Source organism: Rhizobium sp. T1470 (assembly GCF_042140505.1).
GTDB classification, from domain to species: domain Bacteria; phylum Pseudomonadota; class Alphaproteobacteria; order Rhizobiales; family Rhizobiaceae; genus Rhizobium; species Rhizobium favelukesii.
Genome location: NZ_CP148091.1, coordinates 347,551 through 371,883, shown reverse-complemented (window position 1 = coordinate 371,883; position 24,333 = coordinate 347,551). Strand labels below are relative to the sequence as shown.

The following is a 24,333-nucleotide window of genomic DNA, read 5'->3' as shown; positions in this document are numbered from 1 at the left end:
TTAGAGTTTTCATGGCGACGAAACAATCCAGCTTCAACTACGAGGAAATTCTGGCCTGCGGCCGCGGCGAACTGTTCGGCCAGGGCAATGCGCAGCTCCCCCTCCCGCCGATGTTGATGGTTCATCGCATTACAGACATTTCCGAAACGGGTGGCAGCTTCGACAAGGGCTACATTCGCGCGGAATATGACGTGAAGCCTGACGACTGGTATTTTCCCTGCCACTTCGCCGGCAACCCAATCATGCCAGGCTGCCTTGGCCTCGACGGCATGTGGCAGTTGACTGGCTTCTTTCTGGGTTGGCTGGGTGAACAGGGGCGCGGCATGGCCCTTTCGACCGGCGAGGTGAAGTTCAAGGGCATGATTCGTCCGACGACGAAGCTCCTTGAGTACGGCATCGATTTCAAGCGCGTCATGCGTGGCCGCCTCGTACTCGGCACCGCCGACGGCTGGCTCAAGGCCGACGGCGAGGTCATCTATCAGGCAAGCGACCTGCGCGTGGGACTGTCTAAGGACAAGGCCGCCTGATTGCGCCGGGCACGCTTGCCCGGCTTTCCAAGTTAGAAAAAACGAAAAGGTCGAAACACATGAGACGGGTAGTTGTCACGGGTCTGGGCGTTGTTTCCTCGATCGGCAATGATGCCGCCGAGGTCACTGCCTCGCTGCGCGATGCCAAGTCCGGCATTTCCTTTTCCAACGATTTCGCAGAACACGGCTTCAAGTGCCAAGTCTGGGGGCGCCCGACACTGGATCCGACCGACCTGGTCGATCGTCGCGCCATGCGGTTCCTGTCGCAGGGCGGCGCCTGGAACCATGTCGCCATGAAGCAGGCGATTGCCGATTCCGGTCTGGAAGAGAGTGACATCAGCAGTAACGAGCGCACCGGCATCATCATGGGCTCCGGCGGCCCGTCGACGCGCACGCTGATCGAAGCGGCCGACATCACCATCAAGAACAACAGCCCGAAGCGCATCGGCCCGTTTGCCGTGCCGAAGGCGATGTCCTCGACCGCATCGGCGACGCTTGCCACCTGGTTCAAGATCCACGGCGTCAACTACTCAATCTCGTCGGCCTGCTCAACCTCGGCGCACTGCATCGGCAATGCTGCGGAAATGATCCAGTGGGGCAAGCAGGACATCATGTTCGCCGGCGGCCACGAGGACCTCGACTGGACGATGTCGAACCTCTTCGATGCCATGGGCGCCATGTCTTCCAAATACAACGACACGCCGGCAACGGCCTCGCGTGCCTATGACGTCAGCCGCGACGGTTTCGTGATCGCCGGTGGCGCCGGTGTCCTCGTTCTCGAAGAGCTTGAGCGCGCAAAGGCACGTGGCGCGAAGATCTATGCCGAAATCGTCGGCTACGGCGCGACGTCCGACGGCTACGACATGGTTGCACCATCGGGCGAAGGCGCGATCCGCTGCATGCGTCAGGCGCTTGCCACCGTCAAGGGCGACGTCGACTACGTCAACACGCACGGAACCTCGACCCCGGTTGGCGACAGCAAGGAAATCGGCGCGATCCGCGAAGTCTTTGGCGACAAGATCCCGCACATCCAGTCGACCAAGTCGCTGACGGGCCACTCGCTGGGTGCCGCCGGCGTGCAGGAATCGATCTACTCCCTGTTGATGATGCAAGCCGGCTTCATCGGTGAAAGCGCACATATCACCGAGCTTGATCCCGAATTCGACGGCGTTCCGATCGTTCGTAAGCGCATCGACGACGCCAAGATCGATATCGCGCTTTCCAACTCCTTCGGCTTCGGCGGCACCAACGCCACGCTCGTCTTCCAGCGCTACAACGGACAATAATATGACGGGAATCATGCAGGGTAAGCGCGGCCTCATCATGGGCGTCGCGAACAACCATTCCATCGCCTGGGGAATTTCGAAAGCACTGGCAGCGCAGGGAGCTGAGCTCGCCTTCACCTATCAGGGCGACGCGCTCGGCAAGCGCGTCAAGCCGCTGGCGGCAGAAGTCGGTTCCGACTTCGTCCTGCCGTGCGATGTCGAGGATATCGCATCTGTCGACACCACCGTCGATGCCATCAAGGAGCGCTGGGGCGCGCTCGACTTCGTCGTCCACGCCATCGGCTTCTCGGACAAGAACGAGCTGAAGGGCCTCTACGCCGACACCACGCGCGAAAACTTCAGCCGCACGATGGTTATCTCCTGTTTCTCCTTCACCGAGATCGCCAAGCGCTGTGCGCCGCTGATGAACGAAGGCGGCTCGATGCTGACTCTGACCTATAACGGTTCGACGCGCGTCATCCCGAACTACAACGTCATGGGCGTCGCCAAGGCGGCTCTCGAGGCGTCTGTGCGGTATCTGGCTGCGGATTACGGTCCCAAGGGTGTTCGCGTCAACGCGATCTCCGCAGGCCCGATCCGCACCCTCGCCGGTGCCGGTATTTCCGATGCGCGCGCGATCCTCTCCTGGAACCAGCGCAACTCGCCGCTGCGCAAAACGGTGACGATCGATCAGGTGGGCAATTCCGCCCTTTACCTCCTGTCGGACCTTGCCGCTGGTGTTACCGGCGAAATCCATTTCGTCGATGCCGGTTTCAACATCACGTCGATGCCGACGCTCGAAGCGCTGCGCAGGGCAGACGTCGAGTGAGCATCAACTGAAGCGACAAAAAAGGCGGCCGATGGCCTAATGCAGTTCACTTAGTGAGCTGCGGGCAAGTTTGATGGTTCAGGATGGGGATTCGTTTTCCCATCCTGTTTTTGTTTGTGATGTCACGCACCCTTGGACATTCGGCCGAATTATCGGCTCTTTCGCAGGCGATCGACCCGGACTGGATCGCTCAGGCTCTCGCCACGACAGGCAAGGCGAGCATCCGCAAGCGCAAGCTGCCAGCCGAGCAGGTCGTCTGGCTGGTGATTGCGTTGGCCCTTTATCGTCATCAGTCGATCCCGGAGGTGGTGGCCCATCTTGATCTGGTTTTGCCCGATGAGGTCAACGCGGATATTGCCAAGAGCGCGTTGACACAGGCACGGCAGCGCTTGGGTCAGGCACCGTTGGCGCAGTTGTTTGCAATGAGTGCATCATGCTGGGATGAACGCCACCAATCCGGGCGTGCCTGGCGGGGTCTTTGTCGTTATGCCGTGGACGGCAGCACGCTGCGGACGTCCGACAGCCCGGAGAACCGGGCGCATTTTGGAGCGCAGGCCTACGCGTCTGGCGTTGTCGCAAGCTATCCGCAATTGCGGCTGCTGACGCTGACGGCGCTGGCGACGCATCTGGTGCGTGATGCGGTGTTCGGAGCCTATGGCACAAACGAGATGCTCTATGCCAAAAGCCTGCTCGACCGGGTTCCGGACCATTCGCTGACGGTCTTCGACAAGGGCTTCTTCAGTGCCAGCCTTCTCTTGCAATTGCAGACGAAGGGACATGAGCGTCACTGGCTGATTCCGGCCAAAGCCAACAGCACATGGGAACGACTGGATCCGCACCCCACCGATTATCGGGTGCGCATGAAGGTCTCGCCCCAGGCGCGGCAGGCAGAACCGGACTTGCCGGCCTTCTGGGAGGTCAGGGCCATCGAGACGACCACCAGCCATGGCAAAAAGCGCATATTGTTGACATCGCTGATGGACAGACAAACTTATCCGGCAAGCGAAATCGTCCATCAGTATGAAGAGCGATGGCGCATCGAGACAAGTTATCGCGAACTCAAGCAGGAGCTTCTCGGTAGCGAACTGACCCTGCGAAGCGGCACGCCGGAGACTGTCTATCAGGAGGTCTGGGGCGCGTTGCTGGCCTACAATCTGGTGCGGCTCGAAATGGCAGAGGTCGCGACCGAAGCCCAAGTCGAGCCAACCCGACTAAGCTTTATCACAGCCCTGCATTACCTGCGTCACGAATGGGGATGGATGGCGATCGAAGCACCCGGCAAAATCCCCGCCCACCTCACCAGATTGAGAAACAGATTGGCAGACTTGCTGCTGACAGAAAAACGGGGGCGATCATGCCCCGTGTCGTCAAAAAACTGCCTGCCAGATACCCGATAAGAGCCGTAAGCAAACCTAAGTGAACTGCATTAGGCCGATGGCCGCCTTTTCTATTTCTTCGCCCACAGCACCTTGAAGCGGGCATTGCGGCAGGTTTCGCCGCTTTCCTTGAAGTTCGCAGCCAGCACCGGCTCGTAGGGCAATCCGCGATTGGCAACGAGAAGCAGGCGTCCGCCGCCGCGCAGCGCCGAGGCGGCAGTCTTGATCATCGCCTGGCCGAGCGACGGTTCCGCCGCATGGCCTTCGTGGAAGGGCGGATTCATGATGACGAGGTCGTACTTGTCCTTGACCGGCTCGCCCGCCAGATCGGCCCAGAAGAAGCGCGCAGGCACATCAGGGCAGTTCTCCGCCAGATTTGCCTTGGCTGCCTCCAGGGCCGCGTGGTTGGCCTCGTAAAGGTCGAGGCGGCCGACACCGGGCGAGCGCTCTGCCAGTTCGACGGAGAGATAGCCCCAGCCAGCGCCGAAATCGGCAACATCGCCGGTGAAATCCGCAGGCAGCCGCGAGGCGAGCAGTTCCGAGCCGTCATCGATGCGGTCATGCGAGAACATGCCGGCGGCGGCCAAGAAGCGGCCATCGACGCGCACGGATGGCTTGGCGAACTTGGCAACGATCTCGCTGACATCGGCCGGCCGTGCGAACCACAGCGCAACGCCGTGATACTTCGGCATATGCTCGATCTCGAGGCCGAAGCCCTCCATGCGCTTGCGGAGCGACTGGATGCCATCCTCCTTGCCGCCGGCGATGACGATCAAGCGTAAGCGCTCATTTCCATGCGCGTTGACGTGGCCCATTTGACGTGGGTCGCTTTGTGACGGCCCTATCGGATCAGGCAGCGGTAGTTTTGGCGAAGTTGAAGGGCAGCAAATCAGTGATGTCGGAATCTGTTGCGCGCTGCGGCAGTTCGGTAAGCACGTGGCGCAAGTAGGCCAAGGGTTCGATGCCGCAAGCTCGGCAGGTCAGCATTAGGCTGTAGACGACGGCACTGGCCCTCGCTCCGTCCACGGTGTCGCTGAACAGCCAGGATTTTCTGCCAGTGGCAAAAATTCTGATATCGCGCTCGAGTAGGTTGTTGTCGATCGGCATCCTGGCGTCTTCTGTGTAGCGCGTCAGGTAGTCCCACTGATTTAGGGTATAGGACACGGCATCGCCGATCTTGCTGTCGGGCAAGACCTTCGGGGCGATGTCGTTGAGCCATACCTTGAGAGCATTCAGGATGGGGACACTGTGTTGCTGGCGGAAACGGCGAATGCAATCGGCTTGCGTTTCGCCCTTGTCAGGCTTTGCGTTGCGCGCCTGGCTTTCAATCCGGTAGATCTGCTCGAAGAATTTCAGCGCCTGCTCCGGCGGACCGCCGCCTTTCTTTCTTGCCTTGAGGGCATCGACGAAGCGACGCCTGGAATGCGCCATGCATCCCAGATGGGTGGCCCCTGCCAGCGTGCGCCAGGCGGAATAGCCATCGCTCATCAGGATGCCGTGGTAATCGCCGAGGAAGGCCTGCGGATAAATCTGGCCGCGGCCGGGTTGATAATCGAGCAGCACGATCGGCTCGTCGCTGTCCTCTCCACTCCGATACGCCCACATGAATGATGTGCTGGTGGCCTCCCTGTCCTTTTCCTTCAGCACCTGGACCGTCGTCTCGTCGCCATGGATGATGGCTTGAGACCTGAGCCGCGATTTCAGCGCGTCATAGATGCGGGAGAGATGCCTCTCGCTCGAACCGATCACCCAATGGCCCAGAGCACCGCGGCTGACGGGAACGCCGGCGCGCTCGAAGGCCTGGGCCAGGCGGTAGAGCGGCGTGCCATCGACATATTTGTGAACAAGAGCAAATGCCAGCGTCGAGGCCGTGGCGATGCTGCCCGGCAAGGGCTGCGCGGGCATTGGCGCAAGGACAACAGGCGTGTTGATCCCGGTGCGATCGCAATGGCGGCAGGCATACTTGAGCCGCACATTCTGCAGGACCTTGGCCTTCACCTCGATGTGGAGCTGCTCGGTGACGGCCTCGCCCATGCGATGCATCTGGTGACGGCAGCAAGGACAGGCCTTCTGGTCGTCGGCAAGGTCATATTCGACGCGCTCGCGCGGCAGATGTTCCGGCAGGGGCTTGCGGCCACGTTTCTTGCCCTCTGGCTTCTCGATCGCCGCAAAGCCCGTGTCCGGCAGGTCGACGACCTCCCCATTGTCTCCGCCGGCGTCGTCTTCATCGGCAACCTGCTCGGCTTCATCGAAGAGGCGGTCCACGTGCTTTTCGCTTTTCGGCGCAAAACGATGAAGCCGCGCCAACACCAGTTCTTCCTCGAGCTTGACCACGCGTTCCGTGAGCTGACGGTTCTCCGCCTGCAGCGCCGCAATGCGCGCCATCAACTCCTCAACAGTGGGTTCGCCGGGTCGGATCATCAGATTCTTGAATCTGAACCGTTTCGCCCCGTCAACCGCAGACGTCGAGAACTGTCAGCCGGCGATCTGGTATTGCCGAACCGGATGGCGGACCATCGCGTCGATATCAATGCCGTCGAGAATCCAGTGTAATTGCTCGGTCGTCAGCGTTACCACCATCATCTCCCGACGTGGCCATCGGAACCGGTCTTCCGACAATCGCTTCAGCACCATCACAAAACCGGACCGATCGAAGAACAGGAGCTTCATCCGGTCACGGCGGCGATTGCAAAAGGCAAAGACCGCAGGCGCAAACGGATCGAGCTCCATCACCTCCTGCACCAGGACCGCAAGGCTGTTGATACCGGCCCGGAAGTCGATCGGCTCGCGGTGCAGGTAAACCTTGATATCAGCGCCCAGTCTGAACATGACCCAGAGCTCCGATGATCGCCGTCAACGCATCCACATCACCGCATTCCAGCGAAAGCTTCACGCCGTTCGGCAGCAACGCGCTGATTTTGGAAAAACCTGACAGATGGGCCGTCTTCTCCAGTGATGCCGGTTGTTCTTCACCATACGCGACCGGTATATCCAGCGAGCGCATCCCGACAGGCAGGCTGCCGTCTGCTGCGACGACCGGGATAAACGGCGAGCTTGCAGATACCGCCGACAAGCCAGCCTCCCTGGCCTCCTTGACCCACTTGCGTAGAAGGTTGGCATTGACCCCATGGCCAAGCGCAAGGCCTGATATAGAAACACCAGGCTGGAGGCAAGCCGTAACAAGCCGCGCCTTTGATCCTGGATCATAGCGCCGCCGACCATCACGCCCCACCAACCGCACACGCAGCTTCTGCTCTTCGTCATTCATATTTGGTGTCCACCTATTTCAAGTGGACACTTCATGCGGCAGAGAACTCAACGCGAAAAGGCGCATGGAAATGAGCGCTTACGATCAAGCCGCCTGCCTTCACGCGCTCAAGTGCCGCAGCGATGTTGGCCTCGTTCTCGCCCTTGTGCTTGTTGCAGAGGACCAGCGCGGCATCGTAGTCCACGCCTTCGATCTCAGGGTTGGTTTCGATGCGCTGGGAGAGAAGCTGCCGGTACAGCGGCCGGAAGCCCTGTACGGCGCTTAGCGAGGCGGCAAAGCCCTCCGGCACGGCAAAGCCTGCCTCGGCGCCAAGGAAGAGCACGCGCTCGCCCTCGCCGGGCGCTTCGACGGTGCCGCTTGCAAAGGGATGGAACAGGGTCTTCAAGGTTTCGCGGCTCATGGTCTCGTCTCATTCTCGGATACAAAAAAGGGCGCGGAAAAGATCCCGCGCCCATGAAGACTTGGGAAGGCGCAGCTTACTCGGCTGCTGCCTCTTCCTTCTTCTTGTCAGCAGGGATTTCTTGGCCGGTTGCCTGGTCGACAACCTTCATCGACAGGCGGACCTTGCCACGCTCGTCGAAGCCGAGGAGCTTGACCCAGACCTTCTGGCCTTCCTTGACGACGTCCTGCGTCTTGGCAACGCGCTCGGAAGCGAGCTGCGAGATGTGGACGAGACCATCACGGGCGCCGAAGAAGTTGACGAACGCGCCGAAGTCGGCGGTCTTGACGACCGTGCCTTCGTAGATCTGGCCAACCTCCGGTTCTGCAACGATCGAGTGGATCCACTTGCGGGCAGCTTCGATTTCCTTGGCCGAGGAAGAGGCGATCTTAACGGTGCCGTCGTCTTCGATGTTGATCTTCGCGCCGGTCTTTTCGACGATTTCGCGGATGACCTTGCCGCCGGAGCCGATGACTTCACGGATCTTGTCGACCGGAATGTTCATGACTTCGATGCGCGGTGCGAATTCGCCGAGCTGGCCGCGGCTCTCGGTGATGGCCTTTGCCATCTCGCCGAGGATGTGCTTGCGGCCGCCCTGTGCCTGGCCGAGAGCGACCTTCATGATCTCTTCGGTGATGCCGGCGATCTTGATGTCCATCTGCAGCGAGGTGATGCCGTCGGCCGTACCAGCGACCTTGAAGTCCATGTCGCCGAGGTGGTCTTCGTCACCGAGAATATCGGAGAGGACCGCGAAGCGATCGCCTTCGAGGATCAGGCCCATGGCAATACCGGCAACCGGCTTTGCGAGCGGAACGCCAGCGTCCATCAGAGCAAGCGACGTGCCGCAGACGGTGGCCATCGAGGAGGAGCCGTTCGACTCGGTGATCTCGGAGACGACGCGCAGCGTGTAGGGGAATTGCTCGGCAGTCGGCAGCATCGGGCGGATAGCGCGCCATGCGAGCTTGCCGTGGCCGATTTCGCGGCGGCCCGGGGAGCCCATGCGGCCGGTTTCGCCAACGGAGTAAGGAGGGAAGTTGTAGTGGAGCAGGAAGCGCTCCTTGTACATGCCGGTGAGCGAGTCGACATACTGCTCGTCTTCGCCGGTGCCGAGGGTGGCAACGACGATCGCCTGCGTTTCACCGCGGGTGAAGAGCGCCGAACCATGCGTGCGCGGCAGGAGACCGACTTCCGAAACAATCGGACGAACGGTTTCGAGGTCGCGGCCGTCGATGCGGCTCTTGGTGTCGAGGATGTTCCAACGAACGATCTTCGCCTGAAGGTGCTTAAAGATCGCGCCGACTTCTTCGGCAGTGTACTTGGCTTCGCCTTCCTCAGGCAGGAAGTGCGCCTTGACCTTCGCCTTGACAGCGTCGACGGCAGCGTAGCGCTCAGCCTTCTGCGTGTTCTTGTAGGCGGTGCGAAGCTCGGCTTCGAAATGCTTCAGCATTTCGCCTTCGAGTTCGGAATAGTCTTCCGGCTGGAAGTCGCGCGGTTCTTTGGCAGCCACTTCAGCGAGCTTGATGATCGCGTCGAGAACCGGCTGGAAGCCGCGGTGGCCGAACATGACGGCGCCGAGCATGACTTCCTCGTTGAGTTCCTTGGCTTCGGATTCAACCATCAGAACGGCGTCGTGCGTACCGGCAACGACGAGGTCGAGCACCGACTCGTCCATCTCGTCGAGATGCGGGTTGAGGACGTATTCGCCGTTGATATAGCCGACGCGCGCGCCGCCGACCGGGCCCATGAAGGGAACGCCGGAGAGCGTCAGGGCTGCCGAGGTCGCAACCATCGACAGGATGTCGGGGTTGTTTTCAAGGTCATGCTGGATGACGGTGACAACGACCTGCGTGTCGTTCTTGTAGCCCTCCGGGAAGAGCGGGCGGATCGGGCGGTCGATCAGGCGGGAAACGAGGGTTTCGTTTTCGGACGGGCGACCTTCGCGCTTGAAATAGCCGCCGGGGATCTTGCCGGCTGCGTAGGTCTTTTCCTGGTAGTTGACGGTGAGCGGGAAGAAGTCCTGCCCCGGCTTCGGCGCCTTGGCGGAAACGACGGTAGCGAGGACCACGGTCTCGCCGTAGGTTGCGAGAACAGCGCCATCAGCCTGGCGGGCGATCTTGCCGGTTTCGAGCTTTAGCGGGCGGCCTGCCCACTCGATTTCAACACTGTGAGTATCGAACATATGTCTTGTCCTTCAATGCGGGAACATGCGCCTCGCCTTCCAAGGCACCGCGCACGGTCAACCGCAATCAGTGTGACGCATCATGGGCAAGACAACGGGAGGCTTTGCATCGACGGCCCCGGAAGAGACCGGGCCAAAGCTCCTGAAGCTCTGGCCGAAAGCATCCGGCAATCCTGCCCCATGACAGGTCAACGGTTGGTTTGGCAGAACCGGCCCATCCGGGTCTGCCGGGCAATCCGCCACGTGTGGCGGAATCGGGAAAAGGCTTCCCGAAAAAATCCGGCGGGCGTCCCAATGGGAGCGCCCGCCGAAAAAATCATTAGCGGCGGATACCCAGGCTGCCGATCAGCTTGGTGTAGCGGCCTTCGTCCTTCTTCTTGAGGTAATCAAGAAGCGAGCGGCGGCTGGAAACCATCGTCAGCAGACCACGGCGGGAATGGTTATCCTTCTTGTGGTCCTTGAAGTGGCCGGTCAGGTTGTTGATACGCTCGGTCAGGATGGCAACCTGTACTTCCGGTGAACCGGTGTCGCCTTCGAACGTTGCGTATTCCTTGATCAGAGCCGTCTTGCGCTCAGCAGTAATCGACATCGGATAATCCTTTCGATGAGAGGAGATAAGGTCGCCAAAAGCCGGGATGTCGTCCAGCTTTGGCCGCGAATGCATTCAAGCCCTGCCTGATGCTGGCGCTGCGTATAAACCAAATGTGTCGCGATGGAAAGAGGCATGGCCGCAGACGGCTGATTCGTCACTTTCCGGTCATTGCATCCCGGATCATCGCATTATAACCCTCAGGGTCCTGCAACATGGCGAAGTGGCTCGCGTCCTTGAGGATCACCAGCTTCGACCCTGGAATCTGTTTGGCCATCATCTCGGTATGGTCGCGCTTGACAGCCTCGTCGTGATCGCCGATCGCCAGGGTGACGGGCACCTTGATCTTGTCGAGGTCGTCGGCTGTCCAGGCAGGTTGGCTCCCCCACATCGCCATCATCTGCTTGAAGAAGGCGCTATAGCCGTTTGGCGTCGGCGACAGCTTCCTGTAGGCCTCGCCTGCGGCTTTTATGTACTCCTTGAACGTCTTGTTGTCCGTGGCGTCAGACTTGACGCCGTCGGTCGTCACGTTCGCGGCCTGCGCAACGACGTATGTCAGCTTTTCCGGGTTCTTCATCGCCATATCGATGCCGATGATGCCGCCATCCGACCAGCCGACCAGTGTCACCTTGTCGAGCTTCAGATAATCGAGCAACGCGACATAATCTGAGGTCATCAGGTCATAACCGAAAGGCTGCTCGCTGCGCGTCGAACGACCGTGTCCTCGGCTGTCAGCAACGATCACCCGGTGATCCTTCGCGAAATCGGCGACCTGATAGCCCCAGACATCGGCGCTGCCGAGCCCACCGTGGATGAACAGGATCGGCTCACCTTCGCCGTACTCTGCATAGTACATTTTGATGTCGTTGACGGGAGCCATGCCGCTCGTCTTTGCCGGAGGCATCGGCGGAAAGGCTGGCAACTTCGCCCAGCGTTCCGCGGAGTGGACATTGGCGGCCATCAAGACCGCCGAGAAGAACATCAGGATGCCGGCTGCAACTCTGCACATGACTTTCTCCCTGACCTGAACGGCCCCACGGCCCAGATCAGGGAAGCATATCCCAATGGCAAAGGTTGACAATTGCGACCTATAGTTAGGTCCGCCCTTATCCGGCAGAAACCAGAGGTTACTGAAAACTCAGCCGAAGACGCGCTTCGGACGGAACTCGCCCTGGCCAATCTCGCCGATTGCGATCAGCTTGCCACGGGCTGTGGCGTAGGCTTCGCTTTCGGCAACCGGCGCATCCCGGCCACGCACGAGGATCGGATTGCCCATCTTCAGCCGGTGTGCCTGGTCGTCGTTGACGACGAGATGCGGCAGCGAAGAAAGCGCTTCGCTCGTGTCGATCAGAAGGGCGTCCAGTGCAGCAAGTCGCTCGTCCGCGTCCTCGATTGCCTCGAGCGCGACGAGATCGGCGAGCGGCACCATTGTTTCTTCGGCAAAGGGCGCAACAAAACTGCGGCGCAGGCCGGAGATGTGGCCATAGCTGCCGAGTTCGCGGCCAAAGTCGCGAGCCAGCGCCCGGACATAGGTGCCCTTGCCGCATTCGACTTCGAAATGCGCTGTATTGGCATCCGGGCAGGCAAGCAGCGTGAGACGGAAGATTTCAACCTCACGGGAGGGGATGTCGACGGCCTCGCCGTCACGGGCCAGATCATAGGCGCGCTCGCCGGCAATCTTGATCGCGGAGAACTGCGGCGGAACCTGACTGATAACGCCGGTATACTTCGGCAGGAGATCGCGGATCTGTTGCTCGCTCGGGCGCGCATCGGAGCTCTGGGTCACATCGCCCTCGAGATCGTCGGTTGCGCGTTCCTCGCCCCAGGTCACTGTGAATTCGTAGATCTTGCGGCCGTCCATCACGTAGGGAACGGTCTTCGTCGCATCACCGAGCGCAATCGGCAGCATGCCCGAAGCCAGCGGGTCAAGCGTGCCGGCGTGACCGCACTTCTGCGCCTTGAACAGCCACTTGATCTTGGAAACGGCTTCGGTGGAGCCGAAATCGACCGGCTTATCAAGGATCAGCCAACCGGAGATCGGGCGGCCCTTCGGTTTACGTGGTTTGGACATCAGTCTCTTCTACTATTCTTCTTCAGTATCGCCTTGGTCGAGATCGCGCTGGACCTCGGGCGAGCGCAGCAACTCGTCGATCTTCTTGTAATTGTCGAAGCTCGTATCGTCGCGGAAGCGGACTTCCGGCATGTACTTCATCTGCCGAAGCTGCGGGCCGAGGCGACCGCGAATGTATTTCGCATTGCGGTTCAGCGCGCCGATCACCGCATCATGATCCGTCACGCCGAGCGGCGTCACAAACGCCGTCGCGATCTTCAGGTCGGGCGACATTCGGACTTCGGAGATGGAAATCACGGTCTTCTCGATCACGTCATCGCGCACTTCGCCGCGCTGCAGAACCTGCGTGATGGCGGCGCGAACCTGCTCGCCGACGCGCAGCATGCGCTGCGAAGGTGCGGAGGTTGTTGGTCTTGTTGCCATTTTTCTTTGCCTCAAAAGGTTCGGGCGCCGGCCTCACATGATCCGGCGCCCGTCCAAATTTCCAATATCACACGATCAGAGCGTACGGGTGATGTGTTCGACGCGGAAGCACTCGATCGTGTCGCCGGCGCGGATGTCTTCGTAGTTCTCGAAAGCCATACCGCATTCCTGGCCGGAATGCACTTCCGAGACTTCGTCCTTGAAGCGCTTGAGCGTCTTGAGCTTGCCTTCGTGGATGACGACGTTGTCGCGGATGAGGCGGACGCCGACGCCACGCTCGACCTTGCCTTCGGTGACGCGGCAGCCCGCGACCTTGCCGACCTTCGTGATGTTGAACACCTCGAGGATCTCGGCGTTGCCGAGGAAGGTTTCGCGGCGCTCCGGCGAGAGCAGACCCGACATCGCCGCCTTCACGTCATCCACGAGGTCGTAGATAATGTTGTAGTAGCGAATTTCGATGCCCTGACGTTCGGCCAGAGTGCGAGCCTGCGCGTTTGCACGGACGTCGAAGCCGATGATCGCGGCGCCCGATGCCTCGGCAAGCGAGATATCCGATTCCGTAACACCGCCGACGGCCGAGTGAACGATGCGGGCGCGGACTTCGTCCGTACCGAGCTTTTCGAGAGCACCGGCGATCGCTTCGATCGAACCCTGCACGTCGCCCTTGATGACCAGCGGGAACTCCTTGACACCGGCGGACTGCAGCTGCGTCATCATCTGTTCCAGCGAGCCGCGCTGGCCCGAATGGCGGGCGGCAGCCTTGTCGCGGGCGAGACGCTGGCGGTATTCCGAGATCTCTCGAGCACGGCCTTCGTTTTCGACGACCGCGAACTTGTCACCCGCCTGCGGCGTGCCGGAGAGGCCGAGCACCTCGACCGGCATGGCCGGCGGGGCTTCCTTGACGTGTTCGCCCTTGTCGGTGACGAGCGCGCGAACACGACCCCAGACATCGCCAGCGACGATGATCTGGCCGGGCTTCAGCGTGCCGTTCTGGACGAGAACCGTGGCAACCGAACCGCGGCCGCGGTCGAGCTGGGCTTCGATGACCGTACCTTCCGCCGTGCGGTTCGGATTGGCCTTGAGGTCGAGGATTTCGGACTGCAGCAGGATGGCTTCCAGCAGCTTGTCGAGGTTCAAGCCCGTCTTCGCCGAAACTTCGACGTCGAGAACTTCACCACCCATCGATTCTACGAAGACTTCGTGCTGCAGGAGCTGCGTACGAACCTTCTGCGGATCGGCGCTCGGCTTGTCGACCTTGTTGATCGCCACAATGATCGGAACACCGGCCGCCTTGGCATGGTTGATCGATTCAATCGTCTGCGGCATGACACTGTCGTCAGCTGCAACGACCAGGATCGCGATGTCGGTCGCCTGCGCACCACGGGCACGCATTGCCGTGAAGGCGGCGTGGCCGGGGGTGTCGATGAAGGTGATCTTCTGACCGTTCTGTTCGACCTGGTAGGCGCCGATATGCTGCGTGATACCACCGGCTTCGCCGGCAACCACGTTGGCATGACGGATTGCGTCGAGCAATGAGGTCTTGCCATGGTCGACGTGACCCATGATCGTCACAACCGGCGGACGCGAAACGCGATCGCCTTCCTGGTCGGCAACATTGAAGATGCCAAGCTCAACGTCGGATTCGGAGACACGCTTGACGGTATGGCCGAATTCGCCGGCAATGAGTTCCGCAAGGTCGGCGTCGATGACGTCGCCCGGCTTCATCATCTGGCCTTCCTTCATCAGGTACTTGATGACGTCGACCGCACGTTCGGACATACGCTGCGACAGTTCCTGAATGGTGATGGTTTCAGGTAGAATGACTTCGCGAACAACCTTTTCGCGGGTTTCCTGCATCTGGCTGCGGCGGAATTTTTCCTGGCGTCGGCGCATGGCAGCCATAGAGCGACCGCGTGCCGTGCCGTCGTCGTCGACGCCGGCAGTGCCGATCGTCAGCTTGCCACGGCGACGTTCGTCGTCCGTCTTCGGACGTGTCGTGACCGGCTTTGCCGGCTCGGGGCGCACGACGCGACCACGAGCGGGAACGCCACGGGGTGCCCCACGATCTTCTTCCTCGTTTTCACGGCGGCCGCGAACGGCCGGGGCAGCGACGCCGCCCGGGGCCGGACGTGCCTGGGTCGGCGAAGCAGCCGCGTCTGGACGACGTACTGCCGGCGTAGCCGGCTGGACGCGGGGAGCGTCTGCCGGCGCAGCTGGTGCCTCTGCCTCTACCGCGGCGGATGCGGTTGCAGCCGCGCGTACCGCTTCCTCCTCTGCACGCTGCTTGGCTTCTTCAGCTTCGGCAGCCTGACGCGCGGCGTCCTCTGCAGTACGGCGCTTTTCTTCCTCGGCGCGGCGAACGGCATCTTCCGCATCACGAACCTGCGCCATGGCAAGCGCACGACGACGGGCGTCCATTTCTTCCGGGGACAGGTGGTTCAGGACCACCGGCCGCGGACGATCTTGAGGACGCGACGATTGCGATGAAGGCTGCTGCGGACGCTGCTGCTGTCCACCCGGCTGATGGACGCGCGGCTGTGGTACCTGCGGACCGCGCGCCTGCACCGGTGCCGCGGGTGCCGGAGAACGGGCGGGTTCGGCGGCGCGAAGAGGCGCTACCGGCGCCGCAGATGTGATCGGGCGTTCGTCTTCCGGACGCATCGGACGCCGCTTTCGGGTCTCGACAACGACCGCCTTGGTGCGACCGCGGCCCATGTCCTGGCGCACGGTGCCCTGGCTCATTCCCGACGGCTTCAGGGTCAGAGTCTTCTTGCCCGGTCCGTTCAGTGTCTTGTCGTCATTGCTATCGGTCATTCGTTCCCGTTCCTTCGGACAGGGAGCGATGACGTCATCAGGCCCTGTCAATCAAATATGTCGATCAATGATGTTGGGACCGGACAAGCCGGTGACCGTATCATTGTTTTTGCCGGCCAGCGCCGCCCGCTGCCCGGGACTGACCGCCATTGCGGTACTGTTCGAGCATCTTTGCGCGCTTCACTACACCCTCACCCGCCTGCCCTGCAAGCACTGCAGCATGGATAAAAGCGTTCTGGCCCATCAGGCCTTCCATTTCGCTCTCCGAGAAGAGACGGTAGGAAGGTATTTCCTCCTCGGTCTCCATTCCGAGGTGCCAGGCCTTGCGAGCCTGGTCGATTTTTCTCACGCCATCTTCGGCGGCATTCGTCGCGTGGAACACGGCAATCGCCGCTCCACTCCTGACTGCGGCGTCCACTTTCGCGGAGCCCGTAACGAACTGCCCCGCCTTGCGGGCCATGTTCATCATCTGCATCAACTGCTGTTCGAGCAGCGTCTCAACGGTTTGGCCGAGATCGGCTGCCGCCTTCACATCCGCTTTCAAAGCGCGGGCGAAGAGCCTCTTCGCCACGGCCTTGTCGACCAGCGAGCGATCGATCTTGACCCAACAGCCGCGTCCCGGAAGCTGGCGCTTCAGATCGGCGACCACAGTCCCATCGGGAGCGGCGACGAAGCGGATCAGCTCATCCGGCGATCCGCTTTCGCGCGTCACGATGCACATGCGACCATTCACGTCATATCCTGCAAGATCGTCGTCCTCAGGAGAAACGGTCGGCTCCCGCGCGGACATTATACTTCCTGCTCGGCCTCGGGAGCTTCTTCAGCTTCCGCGTCCTTGGCGAGATCTTCTTCGGTGATCCAGCCAGCCGCGAGGCGAGCCTGAACGACCATCTGCTCGGCTTCGACGCGCGAAACGTCGAACTTGGAGAACAGACCTTCGAACTTCTTGGTCTCGCCGTTCTTGCGTTCGCTCCAGCCGACGAGATCGTCAGCGGCGCAGCCGGCGAAGTCCTCGATCGTCTTAATGCCGTCTTCGCCGAGCGCGACCATCATCTGAGCGGTTATGCCGTCGATCTGGCGCAGTTCGTCGGAAACGCCAAGCGCCTTGCGCTTTTCGTCCATTTCGGCTTCCAGGCGCTCCAGGTATTCGCGGGCACGGGTCTGGATTTCCTGTGCCGTGTCTTCGTCGAAACCGTCGATCGAGGTGATTTCGTCGAGATCGACGTAAGCCAGCTCTTCGACCGCTGCGAAGCCTTCCGAGGCCAGTACCTGGCCGACCATCTCGTCAACGTCGAGCGAGTCCATGAACAGGTTGGTCCGCTCGTTGAATTCCTTCTGGCGGCGCTCGGATTCTTCGGCCTCCGTCATGATGTCGATGTCCCAGCCGGTCAGCTGCGACGCCAGACGGACGTTCTGGCCGCGGCGGCCGATGGCCAGCGACAGCTGCTCGTCCGGGACCACGACTTCGATGCGCTCTGCATCTTCGTCGAGAACGACCTTGGCCACTTCAGCCGGCTGCAGAGCGTTGACGACGAAGGTTGCCGGATCCTGCGACCACGGAATGATGTCGATCTTTTCGCCCTGAAGCTCGCCGACAACGGCCTGAACGCGCGAACCGCGCATACCGACACAGGCGCCGACCGGATCGATCGAGCTGTCGTTCGAAATCACGGCAATCTTGGCGCGCGAACCCGGATCGCGGGCAACCGACTTCACCTGGATAATGCCGTCGTAAATTTCAGGCACTTCCATAGTGAACAGCTTCACCATGAACTGCGGATGTGTGCGCGACAGGAAGATCTGCGGGCCGCGCTGCTCTCTGCGAACATCATATACGTAGGCACGGACGCGATCGCCATAGCGGACGTTTTCGCGCGGGATCATTTCGTCGCGACGGATGATGCCTTCGCCACGGCCGAGATCGACGATGACGTTGCCGTATTCGACGCGCTTGACGGTGCCGTTGACGATCTCGCCGACGCGATCCTTGAACTCGTCGAACTGGCGATCACGCTCGGCTTCGCGAACCTTCTGAACGATAACCTGCTTTGCGGACTGAGCCGCGATACGGCCGAAATCCATCGGCGGCAGCGGATCGGCGATGAAATCGCCAAGGGCTGCATCCGGGTTGCGGTCGCGGGCCAGCTCGAGCGGGATCTGGGTCGAATAGTCTTCGGCCTTGTCGACAACTTCGAGCAGGCGCTGAAGGCGGATTTCGCCGGTCTTCGGGTTGATGTCGGCCCGAATGTTGGACTCAGTGCCGTAGCGAGAGCGCGCTGCCTTCTGGATCGCGTCTGCCATTGCGGCAAGCACGATCTCGCGGTCGATGACCTTTTCGCGCGCCACTGCATCTGCGATCTGCAGAAGTTCGAGCCGGTTCGCACTGACTGCCATTGTCTTTTCTCTCCGTCTAGGCGTCCGGGGTTCCCGTCCCTGGAGCCACAAGTTGATCGGTTATTCTTCGTCTTCCGCTTCGTTCTGGTTCGCGGCCTCTGCCTTCGCCAGCTTGTCGGCGCGCAGTGCATCACGGATCAGATCGTCGGTCAGAATGAGCTTTGCATCAGCGAGGGCCGTGAACGGAATAACGATATTCTGTTCTTCGCCCTCGGAAACCTGGTCACGCTCGAGCGTGAAACCGTCGGCGTCGGTCGCAACGATCTTACCACGGAAGCGCTTACGGTTGCCGACCATGATCGACGTTTCGCACTTCAGAAGATGTCCCTGCCAGCGCACGAAATCGGACTTCCGCACCATCGGGCGGTCGATACCCGGCGAAGACACTTCCAGATGATACTCTCTATCGATAGGATCTTCCACATCGAGAACCGGAGAAACGGCCATCGAGACCTCTTCGCAGCCTTCGACGTCCATCGTTCCATCGTTGCGCTCGGCCATGATCTGCATGGTGGCGCCGTTCTGGTTGAGCATGCGCACACGGACCAGACGGTAACCAAGGTCAACAAGCACGGGCTCGATAATGTCGGCAAGGCGCTGATCGAGACCAGTCTCCGTGATGAGCCGCGGCTCAAGTTCATTGTCTGCTTTCGTCGGATCCGACAAGCGATGCGCTCCTAGCAATGTCATGCATTTTGGGTGATCGCGGTAATAAAAAAGAGCGGGTCCTTGCGGCCCACTCTTCATCAATGCGATCAAGATTTGAGAGCCATATAGGCCCGTTTTTACGAAATTGCAAGCTCCGTCGCTAACCTTCCAATGAGCTCCCGCGCTAGCCAGCGGCATCTTTCGCCATATATTGGCTCAGAGGGACCGGCATCGGGAGGGATCGTGCCATACACTTCGTCGACACTTGCGCCGTTGCGGCACGAAACCTACCGGACGATCTGGTTTGCAAGCCTCGCTTCGAACTTCGGCGGGCTGATCCAGGCGGTTGGCGCCGCCTGGATGATGACAACTATCACGGCATCGGAAAATATGGTCGCGCTGGTGCAGACATCGACGGCGCTGCCGATCATGCTCTTCTCGCTCGTATCGGGCGCCCTTGCCGACAGCTTTGACCGCCGCCGGGTGATGCTGACCGCGCAGTATTTCATGCTTGCGGTTTCGGCGCTGCTCAGCATATCGGCCTACTTCGACTGGCTTTCGCCCTGGCTGCTCCTCTTCTTCACGTTCCTGATCGGCTGCGGCACTGCGTTGAACAATCCGTCGTGGCAGGCTTCGGTCGGCGACATGGTGCCACGCAGCGACCTGCCGGGCGCGGTCACGTTGAACAGCGTCGGCTTCAACATCACCCGCAGCGTTGGCCCCGCGATCGGCGGCGTTATCGTCGCTGCCGCCGGCGCGGCAGCGGCCTTTGCCGTCAACACGCTGAGCTACTTCGCGCTGATCTATGCGCTAATTCGCTGGAAGCCGGGCCCCCCGGCCTCCACCCTGCCACGGGAAACGCTTGGCAGCGCAGTGTTTGCGGGCCTTCGCTATGTGTCAATGTCGCCCAACCTGCAGAAGGTGCTGCTGCGCGGGCTCATCTTCGGGATCAGCGCCAGCTCGATTCTCGCATTGCTGCCGATCGTGGCGATCGACCTCGTCGTCGGCGGCCCGCTGACCTACGGTCTCATGCTCGGCTCCTTCGGCATCGGTGCGATCGGCGGCGCGATGCTGAATGATCGGCTGCGCGAACGCTTCTCCAGTGAAACGATCGTGCGGATTTCCTTCGCCGGCTTTGCGCTGAGCGCCGCGATTGCCTCTTTCAGCCCGATTGCCGCACTGACCTGTGCCGGGCTGGTGATATCAGGGGCATGCTGGGTGCTGGCACTTTCGCTGTTCAACACGATCGTCCAGTTGTCGACGCCGCGCTGGGTCGTCGGCCGCGCTTTGTCGCTCTATCAGACGGTGACCTTCGGCGGCATCGCCGGCGGCTATGGGGCGTGGCGGCCGATCGCTACGGCGTCTCGGACACCTTGTTGATCTCCGCCGTCGTCATGCTCTTTGGCATCGTCGTCGGGCTGCGCTTTGCCATGCCGGCCTTTGCCTCGCTCAATCTCGACCCGCTCAACCGCTTCATCGAGCCGGCGCTTGGCCTCGATATTGCGCCGCGCAGCGGTCCGATCGTCGTCCAAATCGATTACGAAATCGCCGATGCGGATGTTCCCGAGTTCCTGGCTCTGATGGGCGAGCGGCGGCGTATCAGAATTCGCGATGGCGCCCGCAATTGGGCGCTGATGCGCGATCTCGAAAAGCCGGGGCGATGGACGGAGACCTACCACACGCCGACCTGGGTCGAATACATCAGACACAATCAGCGCCGAACGCAGGCCGATGCGGAAAACATCGAACGGCTTCGGGCGCTTCACCACGGCGAACAACTGCCGCAGGTCCACCGGCTGATCGAGCGCCAGGCCATTCCGCCCGACAGCGACGTCTTCTACAAGACACCGATCGATCTGCACCATTGAGGCAAGACATGCATTCCTTTCGCCCCGCCCGTCCTTCCGATCTGACGGCAATCATCGTCCTGCTCTCTGATGACGATCTCGGCGCCACCCGCGAGATCATCTCGGATCCGCCAGAGACAAGGTATGTTACCGCATTCGAGGCAATCGAAGCCGATGCAAACCAACTGCTGGCCGTCGCGGTGGACGAGGACGATCGTGTCATCGGCTGCCTGCAGCTGACGTTTATACCCGGCTTGTCCCGAACGGGCATGTGGCGCGGGCAGATCGAGAGCGTGCGTGTTGCCAGAGACGCGCGTGGCCTGGGCCTTGGCTCCGATTTCATCGAATGGGCTGTTGCGCGCTGCGCCGAACGCGGCTGTGGTCTGGTGCAATTGACGTGCGACAAATCGCGGAGGGATTCAATCCGCTTCTACGCGAAGCTGGGGTTCGTTGCGAGCCACGAGGGCTTGAAGCGCAACCTCTAGGCTTACTTCAACTTGCCGATCATCGTTGCCTCGGGATAGCAGGTCGGCTTCATGCCGTTCTTTTCCTGCCACTGGCCGATGGACCGGCGCGTCTTGTAGCCCGGCAGCCCGTCGGAGCCGCCGACATCGTATCCCTTCTTCTCCAATGCTTTCTGCATGGCCGCGACGTCGGATCGCAGCATCTTGCCGACATCGCCCCATGCCCCTTGGAAGGCGCCGGAGCCGTACGCAATGCGATCGGCGAGGTTGCCGATATAGAGCGCGTACAGGTCGGAGTTGTTGTATTCCTTGATCACGTAGAAGTTCGGCGTGACGACGAATTCCGGCCCGTCACGGCCGGCCGGTACAAGCATTATGCCGGATGCCTTGCCTTCGTCGGAAGGGAAGGCCTTGCCGGATATGCGCGCGATGCCGAGCGAGGCCCAGTGCGATATGGGCTTGGCGAGATCCGGCCCTTCTTGCGCGCAGGAAACCTGATCGGGAATCGTCACTTCATATCCCCAGCCACGACCGCGCTGCCAGCCCTTCTGGACGAGGAAATTGGCGATCGAGGCAAGCGTGTCGGGAACCGATGTCCAGATATTGGGGTGGCCGTCACCGTCGAAATCGACGGCATATTTCAGATAACTGGTCGGCATGAACTGCGGCTGGCCAAGCGCGCCGGCCGATGAGCCTTTGAATTCGGCTGGTGTCGCGTCGCCGCGATCGATGATGTGCAGGGCAGCGAGCAGTTCAGTGCGGAACATCTCCTTGCGTGTCGACATGAAAGCCTTCGTTGCCAGCACCTCGATCGCCGAGTTGGGGATCTTGGCCGCCCCGAAACCCGTTTCGCGCCCCCAGACGGCAAGCACGATCGAACCGGGGACCCCGTAGGTTCTTTCGATCTTCTTCAGCGTCGAGGCATATTGCGATGCAAAACCGCGGCCGGTGCCCCCCAGCCGCTTCAGCCGATCCTCGTTGAAATAGGGCGCCGGGGAGGAGAATTCAGCCTGCGTCTGTTTCTGTTGCTTCGGCGGCGGGAAGCCGGGAGGGGCAAGATCGGTCAGGCTCCAGTTGAGTTCGACGCCCGCGAAGGACGCGCGAAACGCCCGCTCCGAAATACCGTTCTTCTGCGCCTCCGGCCAGAGATCAGCCTGCACCCATCTCTCGAATTGCGCTTCGACATCTGCTTGCGAAGCGGAAAGAACCGACGAGCATGACAGCGTCAGCAGCGCCACCGTTGCGATCACGAGGCGGCCGAAAATGCTCCTGTTCATGCTTCCCCCTAGATTGCCGTACGTGCTCGGAGCGCCGCTTGCAGTGTTCCTTCGTCGAGATAGTCGAGCTCGCCGCCGACCGGGACGCCGTGGGCGAGGCGCGTGATCTTCACGTCCAGCCCGCTCAGCTGGTCGGTTATATAGTGTGCTGTCGTCTGCCCCTCGACGGTCGCATTGACCGCGATGATTAGTTCGCGGATGCCGCCGGCGCTGGCGCGCTCGATCAGGCCGCGAATGTTGAGGTCATCAGGCCCGACGCCATCCAGCGGTGAGAGGGTGCCGCCGAGTACATGATAGGTCGCGTTCAAGGCGCCGGCACGCTCCAGCGCCCAGAGGTCAGAGACATCCTCGACGACGATGATGACGGATTGGTCGCGCCGGTCGTCCGTGCAGACCGTGCAAGGATCAACCGTATCGACATTGCCGCAATGGGAGCAGATCTTGACCTTGTCATAGGCCTCGCCCATCGCATTCGACAGGGGGCCGAGCAGCTGGTCTTTCTTCTTGATGAGGTGCAGGGCAGCCCGGCGCGCGGACCGCGGACCGAGGCCGGGCACCTTCGCCAGAAGCTGAATCAGTTTTTCGATCTCGGGGCCGGTGACTCGCTTTGCCATGAGCGGTTATTAGCCCATATGTTGCAAAAACGGAAACAGCTTGGGAGCGCCGCTCGATGAAAATCCTCGCCATCTGCATTGGCAGTGCCGAGCGGCTACCCGGCAAGAGCTACAAGACCGGCATCTACAAGCATCCCGTCGGCGGCAACGTGCTCGTCGATGCCGAGGGGCTTGTCGGCGACGCCATTTGTAACCGGAAACACCATGGTGGCGTCGACCAGGCCGTCTATCTCGAGGGTTCGCTGACGCTCGACTGGTGGTCAAAGGAGCTTGGGCGGCCAATCGAGCCGGGCACGTTCGGAGAGAACATAGTGATCGACGATCTCGATAACGGCATTGTCTCGGTGGGCGATAAATTCATAGCCGGCGATCTTGTTCTGGAGGTCACCAGCGCACGCATTCCTTGCGCCACTTTTGCCGCCCGGATGGGCGACCCGCTGTTCATCAAGCGCTACACGCAGGCAGCGCGGCCAGGCATCTATTGCCGCGTTCTTCACGGTGGGGCAATCGCAACCGGAATGACGGTCGACTATCTGCCCTATGACGGCGAGAAGGTCACGATGCCGGAGATGATCGCGACCTTCGGCAAGACACTCGCGGCGCAGGATCGCAGCCGCTATCTCGCAGCACCGATCCACTATAAACTGCGCGATATCTTGGCAGTGCATTCAGGCGCCTAGCGCAGGCGCGCCTCAAAGGCCGCCAATGCCGCCCTTCCCTCCGGCCACTCGCCGAGCCCGCTCTTCTCATTGATGTGACCGCGGGCACCGATACCCATGAATTCGCTACCCCAAGCATCGGCCTTGGTACGCGCATAGTCGAGCGAACCGAAAGGGTCGTCGCTACTGGCTATGACAAGCGACAGGAACGGAAGGGCCGTGACAGGTGGATCGGCAAAGCCGGCAGCCTCCGGGGGGAAAGCCGGCGAGCGTGGGTCCGGTGGCGCGACCAGCAAGGCGCCGCTGGCGCGATACGTGGCCCGCCGCGCCCAATGGGCAACCAGAAGGCAGGAGAGGCTATGGGCGACGAGAAATGGTTCGTTCTCCGATTGTCCGGCAGCCCGGTCCAGCGCGGCGATCCAATCCTCGAGGTCGGGCTGATCCCAGTTTGAGGGCGAAAACCGCCGCATGCGGGGATCGGCCGCCTCCCATCGGGACTGCCAGTGTGCTTCGCCAGACCCGCCAATGCCCGGCACCATGATGATATCTCGCATCGCTTCCTTCCTGTTGCTCGACGCATAAGCTGCGTGAGATAGTCTACAAACGACATAGGAAATCATCGGAAAAATCATCGTTCAACCGATGAATTA

At 61.1% G+C, this 24,333-nt stretch carries 21 protein-coding genes and 3 pseudogenes; 7 read left to right on the top strand and 17 right to left on the bottom strand.

What is annotated here, in order from left to right; all coding sequences use genetic code 11:
* Nucleotides 1–11: 11 nt before the first annotated feature.
* The 4 genes from fabA (at nt 12) to WGT02_RS01785 (ending at nt 4,018) form a co-directional block, all read left to right on the top strand.
* Nucleotides 12–527 carry a 3-hydroxyacyl-[acyl-carrier-protein] dehydratase FabA gene (fabA, locus tag WGT02_RS01800; RefSeq protein WP_024313348.1) on the top strand — a complete coding sequence of 172 codons (516 nt, stop codon included), beginning with the start codon at nt 12–14 and terminating at the stop codon, nt 525–527.
* Nucleotides 528–586: 59 nt separating this feature from the next.
* Nucleotides 587–1,813 carry a beta-ketoacyl-ACP synthase I gene (fabB, locus tag WGT02_RS01795; protein ID WP_024313347.1) on the top strand — a complete coding sequence of 409 codons (1,227 nt, stop codon included), beginning with the start codon at nt 587–589 and terminating at the stop codon, nt 1,811–1,813.
* A 1-nt stretch (nt 1,814) separates the two neighbouring features.
* Entirely contained in the window at nt 1,815–2,621 is an 807-nt protein-coding gene (gene fabI / locus WGT02_RS01790) for an enoyl-ACP reductase FabI (RefSeq protein WP_024313346.1), read from the top strand.
* Between the two features lie 83 nt (nt 2,622–2,704).
* Nucleotides 2,705–4,018 carry an IS4 family transposase gene (locus tag WGT02_RS01785; RefSeq protein WP_197901944.1) on the top strand — a complete coding sequence of 438 codons (1,314 nt, stop codon included), beginning with the start codon at nt 2,705–2,707 and terminating at the stop codon, nt 4,016–4,018.
* Nucleotides 4,019–4,068: 50 nt separating this feature from the next.
* On the opposite strand, the pseudogene WGT02_RS01780 reads toward WGT02_RS01785, so the two are convergent.
* The 14 genes and pseudogenes from WGT02_RS01780 to rimP all read right to left on the bottom strand — a co-directional run.
* Nucleotides 4,069–4,773 (bottom strand): annotated as a pseudogene (locus WGT02_RS01780) (class I SAM-dependent methyltransferase); the annotation flags it as partial.
* 73 nt (nt 4,774–4,846) lie between these two features.
* A complete protein-coding gene (locus WGT02_RS01775; protein WP_208245164.1) occupies nt 4,847–6,418 on the bottom strand; it encodes an IS66 family transposase in 1,572 nt (523 codons plus the stop codon).
* A 54-nt stretch (nt 6,419–6,472) separates the two neighbouring features.
* Entirely contained in the window at nt 6,473–6,826 is a 354-nt protein-coding gene (gene tnpB / locus WGT02_RS01770; protein WP_208245162.1) for an IS66 family insertion sequence element accessory protein TnpB, read from the bottom strand.
* The gene (locus WGT02_RS01765; RefSeq protein ID WP_208245161.1) at nt 6,807–7,265 is read right to left on the bottom strand and encodes a transposase; all 459 of its coding nucleotides are present in this window, start codon (nt 7,263–7,265) and stop codon (nt 6,807–6,809) included. Before WGT02_RS01765 ends, tnpB begins: the two co-directional genes overlap by 20 nt.
* A gap of 73 nt (nt 7,266–7,338) precedes the next feature.
* Nucleotides 7,339–7,665, bottom strand: a pseudogene (locus WGT02_RS01760) (methyltransferase); the annotation flags it as partial.
* Nucleotides 7,666–7,741: 76 nt separating this feature from the next.
* The gene (pnp, locus tag WGT02_RS01755) at nt 7,742–9,883 is read right to left on the bottom strand and encodes a polyribonucleotide nucleotidyltransferase (protein ID WP_024316283.1); all 2,142 of its coding nucleotides are present in this window, start codon (nt 9,881–9,883) and stop codon (nt 7,742–7,744) included.
* A 319-nt stretch (nt 9,884–10,202) separates the two neighbouring features.
* Nucleotides 10,203–10,472, bottom strand: coding sequence for a 30S ribosomal protein S15 (gene rpsO / locus WGT02_RS01750; RefSeq protein ID WP_016552226.1), 270 nt, complete (start codon nt 10,470–10,472; stop codon nt 10,203–10,205).
* Nucleotides 10,473–10,629: 157 nt separating this feature from the next.
* The gene (locus tag WGT02_RS01745; protein WP_024316282.1) at nt 10,630–11,481 is read right to left on the bottom strand and encodes an alpha/beta fold hydrolase; all 852 of its coding nucleotides are present in this window, start codon (nt 11,479–11,481) and stop codon (nt 10,630–10,632) included.
* 129 nt (nt 11,482–11,610) lie between these two features.
* Nucleotides 11,611–12,543, bottom strand: coding sequence for a tRNA pseudouridine(55) synthase TruB (gene truB / locus WGT02_RS01740; protein ID WP_208249343.1), 933 nt, complete (start codon nt 12,541–12,543; stop codon nt 11,611–11,613).
* 12 nt (nt 12,544–12,555) lie between these two features.
* Entirely contained in the window at nt 12,556–12,966 is a 411-nt protein-coding gene (gene rbfA / locus WGT02_RS01735) for a 30S ribosome-binding factor RbfA (RefSeq protein WP_024316280.1), read from the bottom strand.
* 75 nt (nt 12,967–13,041) lie between these two features.
* Nucleotides 13,042–15,780 (bottom strand): translation initiation factor IF-2, encoded by a 2,739-nt coding sequence (gene infB / locus WGT02_RS01730; protein WP_208249344.1) that lies wholly within the window; start codon nt 15,778–15,780, stop codon nt 13,042–13,044.
* Between the two features lie 100 nt (nt 15,781–15,880).
* Nucleotides 15,881–16,570, bottom strand: a complete 690-nt coding sequence (locus WGT02_RS01725; RefSeq protein ID WP_029710177.1) for an RNA-binding protein — start codon at nt 16,568–16,570, stop codon at nt 15,881–15,883.
* On the bottom strand, nt 16,570–18,174 hold the full coding sequence (gene nusA, locus WGT02_RS01720) for a transcription termination factor NusA (protein WP_024316277.1): 1,605 nt from the start codon (nt 18,172–18,174) through the stop codon (nt 16,570–16,572). The genes WGT02_RS01725 and nusA overlap by 1 nt, the downstream gene beginning before the upstream one ends.
* Before the next feature lie 60 nt (nt 18,175–18,234).
* A complete protein-coding gene (rimP, locus tag WGT02_RS01715) occupies nt 18,235–18,840 on the bottom strand; it encodes a ribosome maturation factor RimP (RefSeq protein WP_024316276.1) in 606 nt (201 codons plus the stop codon).
* 153 nt (nt 18,841–18,993) lie between these two features.
* On the opposite strand from rimP, the pseudogene WGT02_RS01710 reads away from it, so the two are divergent.
* Nucleotides 18,994–20,570: pseudogene (locus WGT02_RS01710) on the top strand (MFS transporter); the annotation flags it as partial.
* Nucleotides 20,571–20,698: 128 nt separating this feature from the next.
* The gene (locus tag WGT02_RS01705) at nt 20,699–21,154 is read left to right on the top strand and encodes a GNAT family N-acetyltransferase (protein WP_024316274.1); all 456 of its coding nucleotides are present in this window, start codon (nt 20,699–20,701) and stop codon (nt 21,152–21,154) included.
* 2 nt (nt 21,155–21,156) lie between these two features.
* On the opposite strand, the gene WGT02_RS01700 is transcribed toward WGT02_RS01705, so the two are convergent.
* Together WGT02_RS01700 and recR are read right to left on the bottom strand one after the other, a co-directional pair.
* Nucleotides 21,157–22,410 carry a lytic murein transglycosylase gene (locus tag WGT02_RS01700; protein ID WP_024316273.1) on the bottom strand — a complete coding sequence of 418 codons (1,254 nt, stop codon included), beginning with the start codon at nt 22,408–22,410 and terminating at the stop codon, nt 21,157–21,159.
* A gap of 8 nt (nt 22,411–22,418) precedes the next feature.
* Nucleotides 22,419–23,024, bottom strand: coding sequence for a recombination mediator RecR (gene recR, locus WGT02_RS01695; RefSeq protein WP_024316272.1), 606 nt, complete (start codon nt 23,022–23,024; stop codon nt 22,419–22,421).
* A 56-nt stretch (nt 23,025–23,080) separates the two neighbouring features.
* Here recR and WGT02_RS01690 point away from each other — a divergent pair, with 56 nt between their 5' ends.
* On the top strand, nt 23,081–23,704 hold the full coding sequence (locus tag WGT02_RS01690; protein ID WP_208249345.1) for an MOSC domain-containing protein: 624 nt from the start codon (nt 23,081–23,083) through the stop codon (nt 23,702–23,704).
* Here WGT02_RS01690 and WGT02_RS01685 read toward each other — a convergent pair.
* Nucleotides 23,701–24,237, bottom strand: coding sequence for an alpha/beta hydrolase (locus WGT02_RS01685; protein ID WP_024316270.1), 537 nt, complete (start codon nt 24,235–24,237; stop codon nt 23,701–23,703). The two genes, WGT02_RS01690 and WGT02_RS01685, sit on opposite strands and share 4 nt — an antisense overlap.
* Between the last annotated feature and the right edge of the window lie 96 nt (nt 24,238–24,333).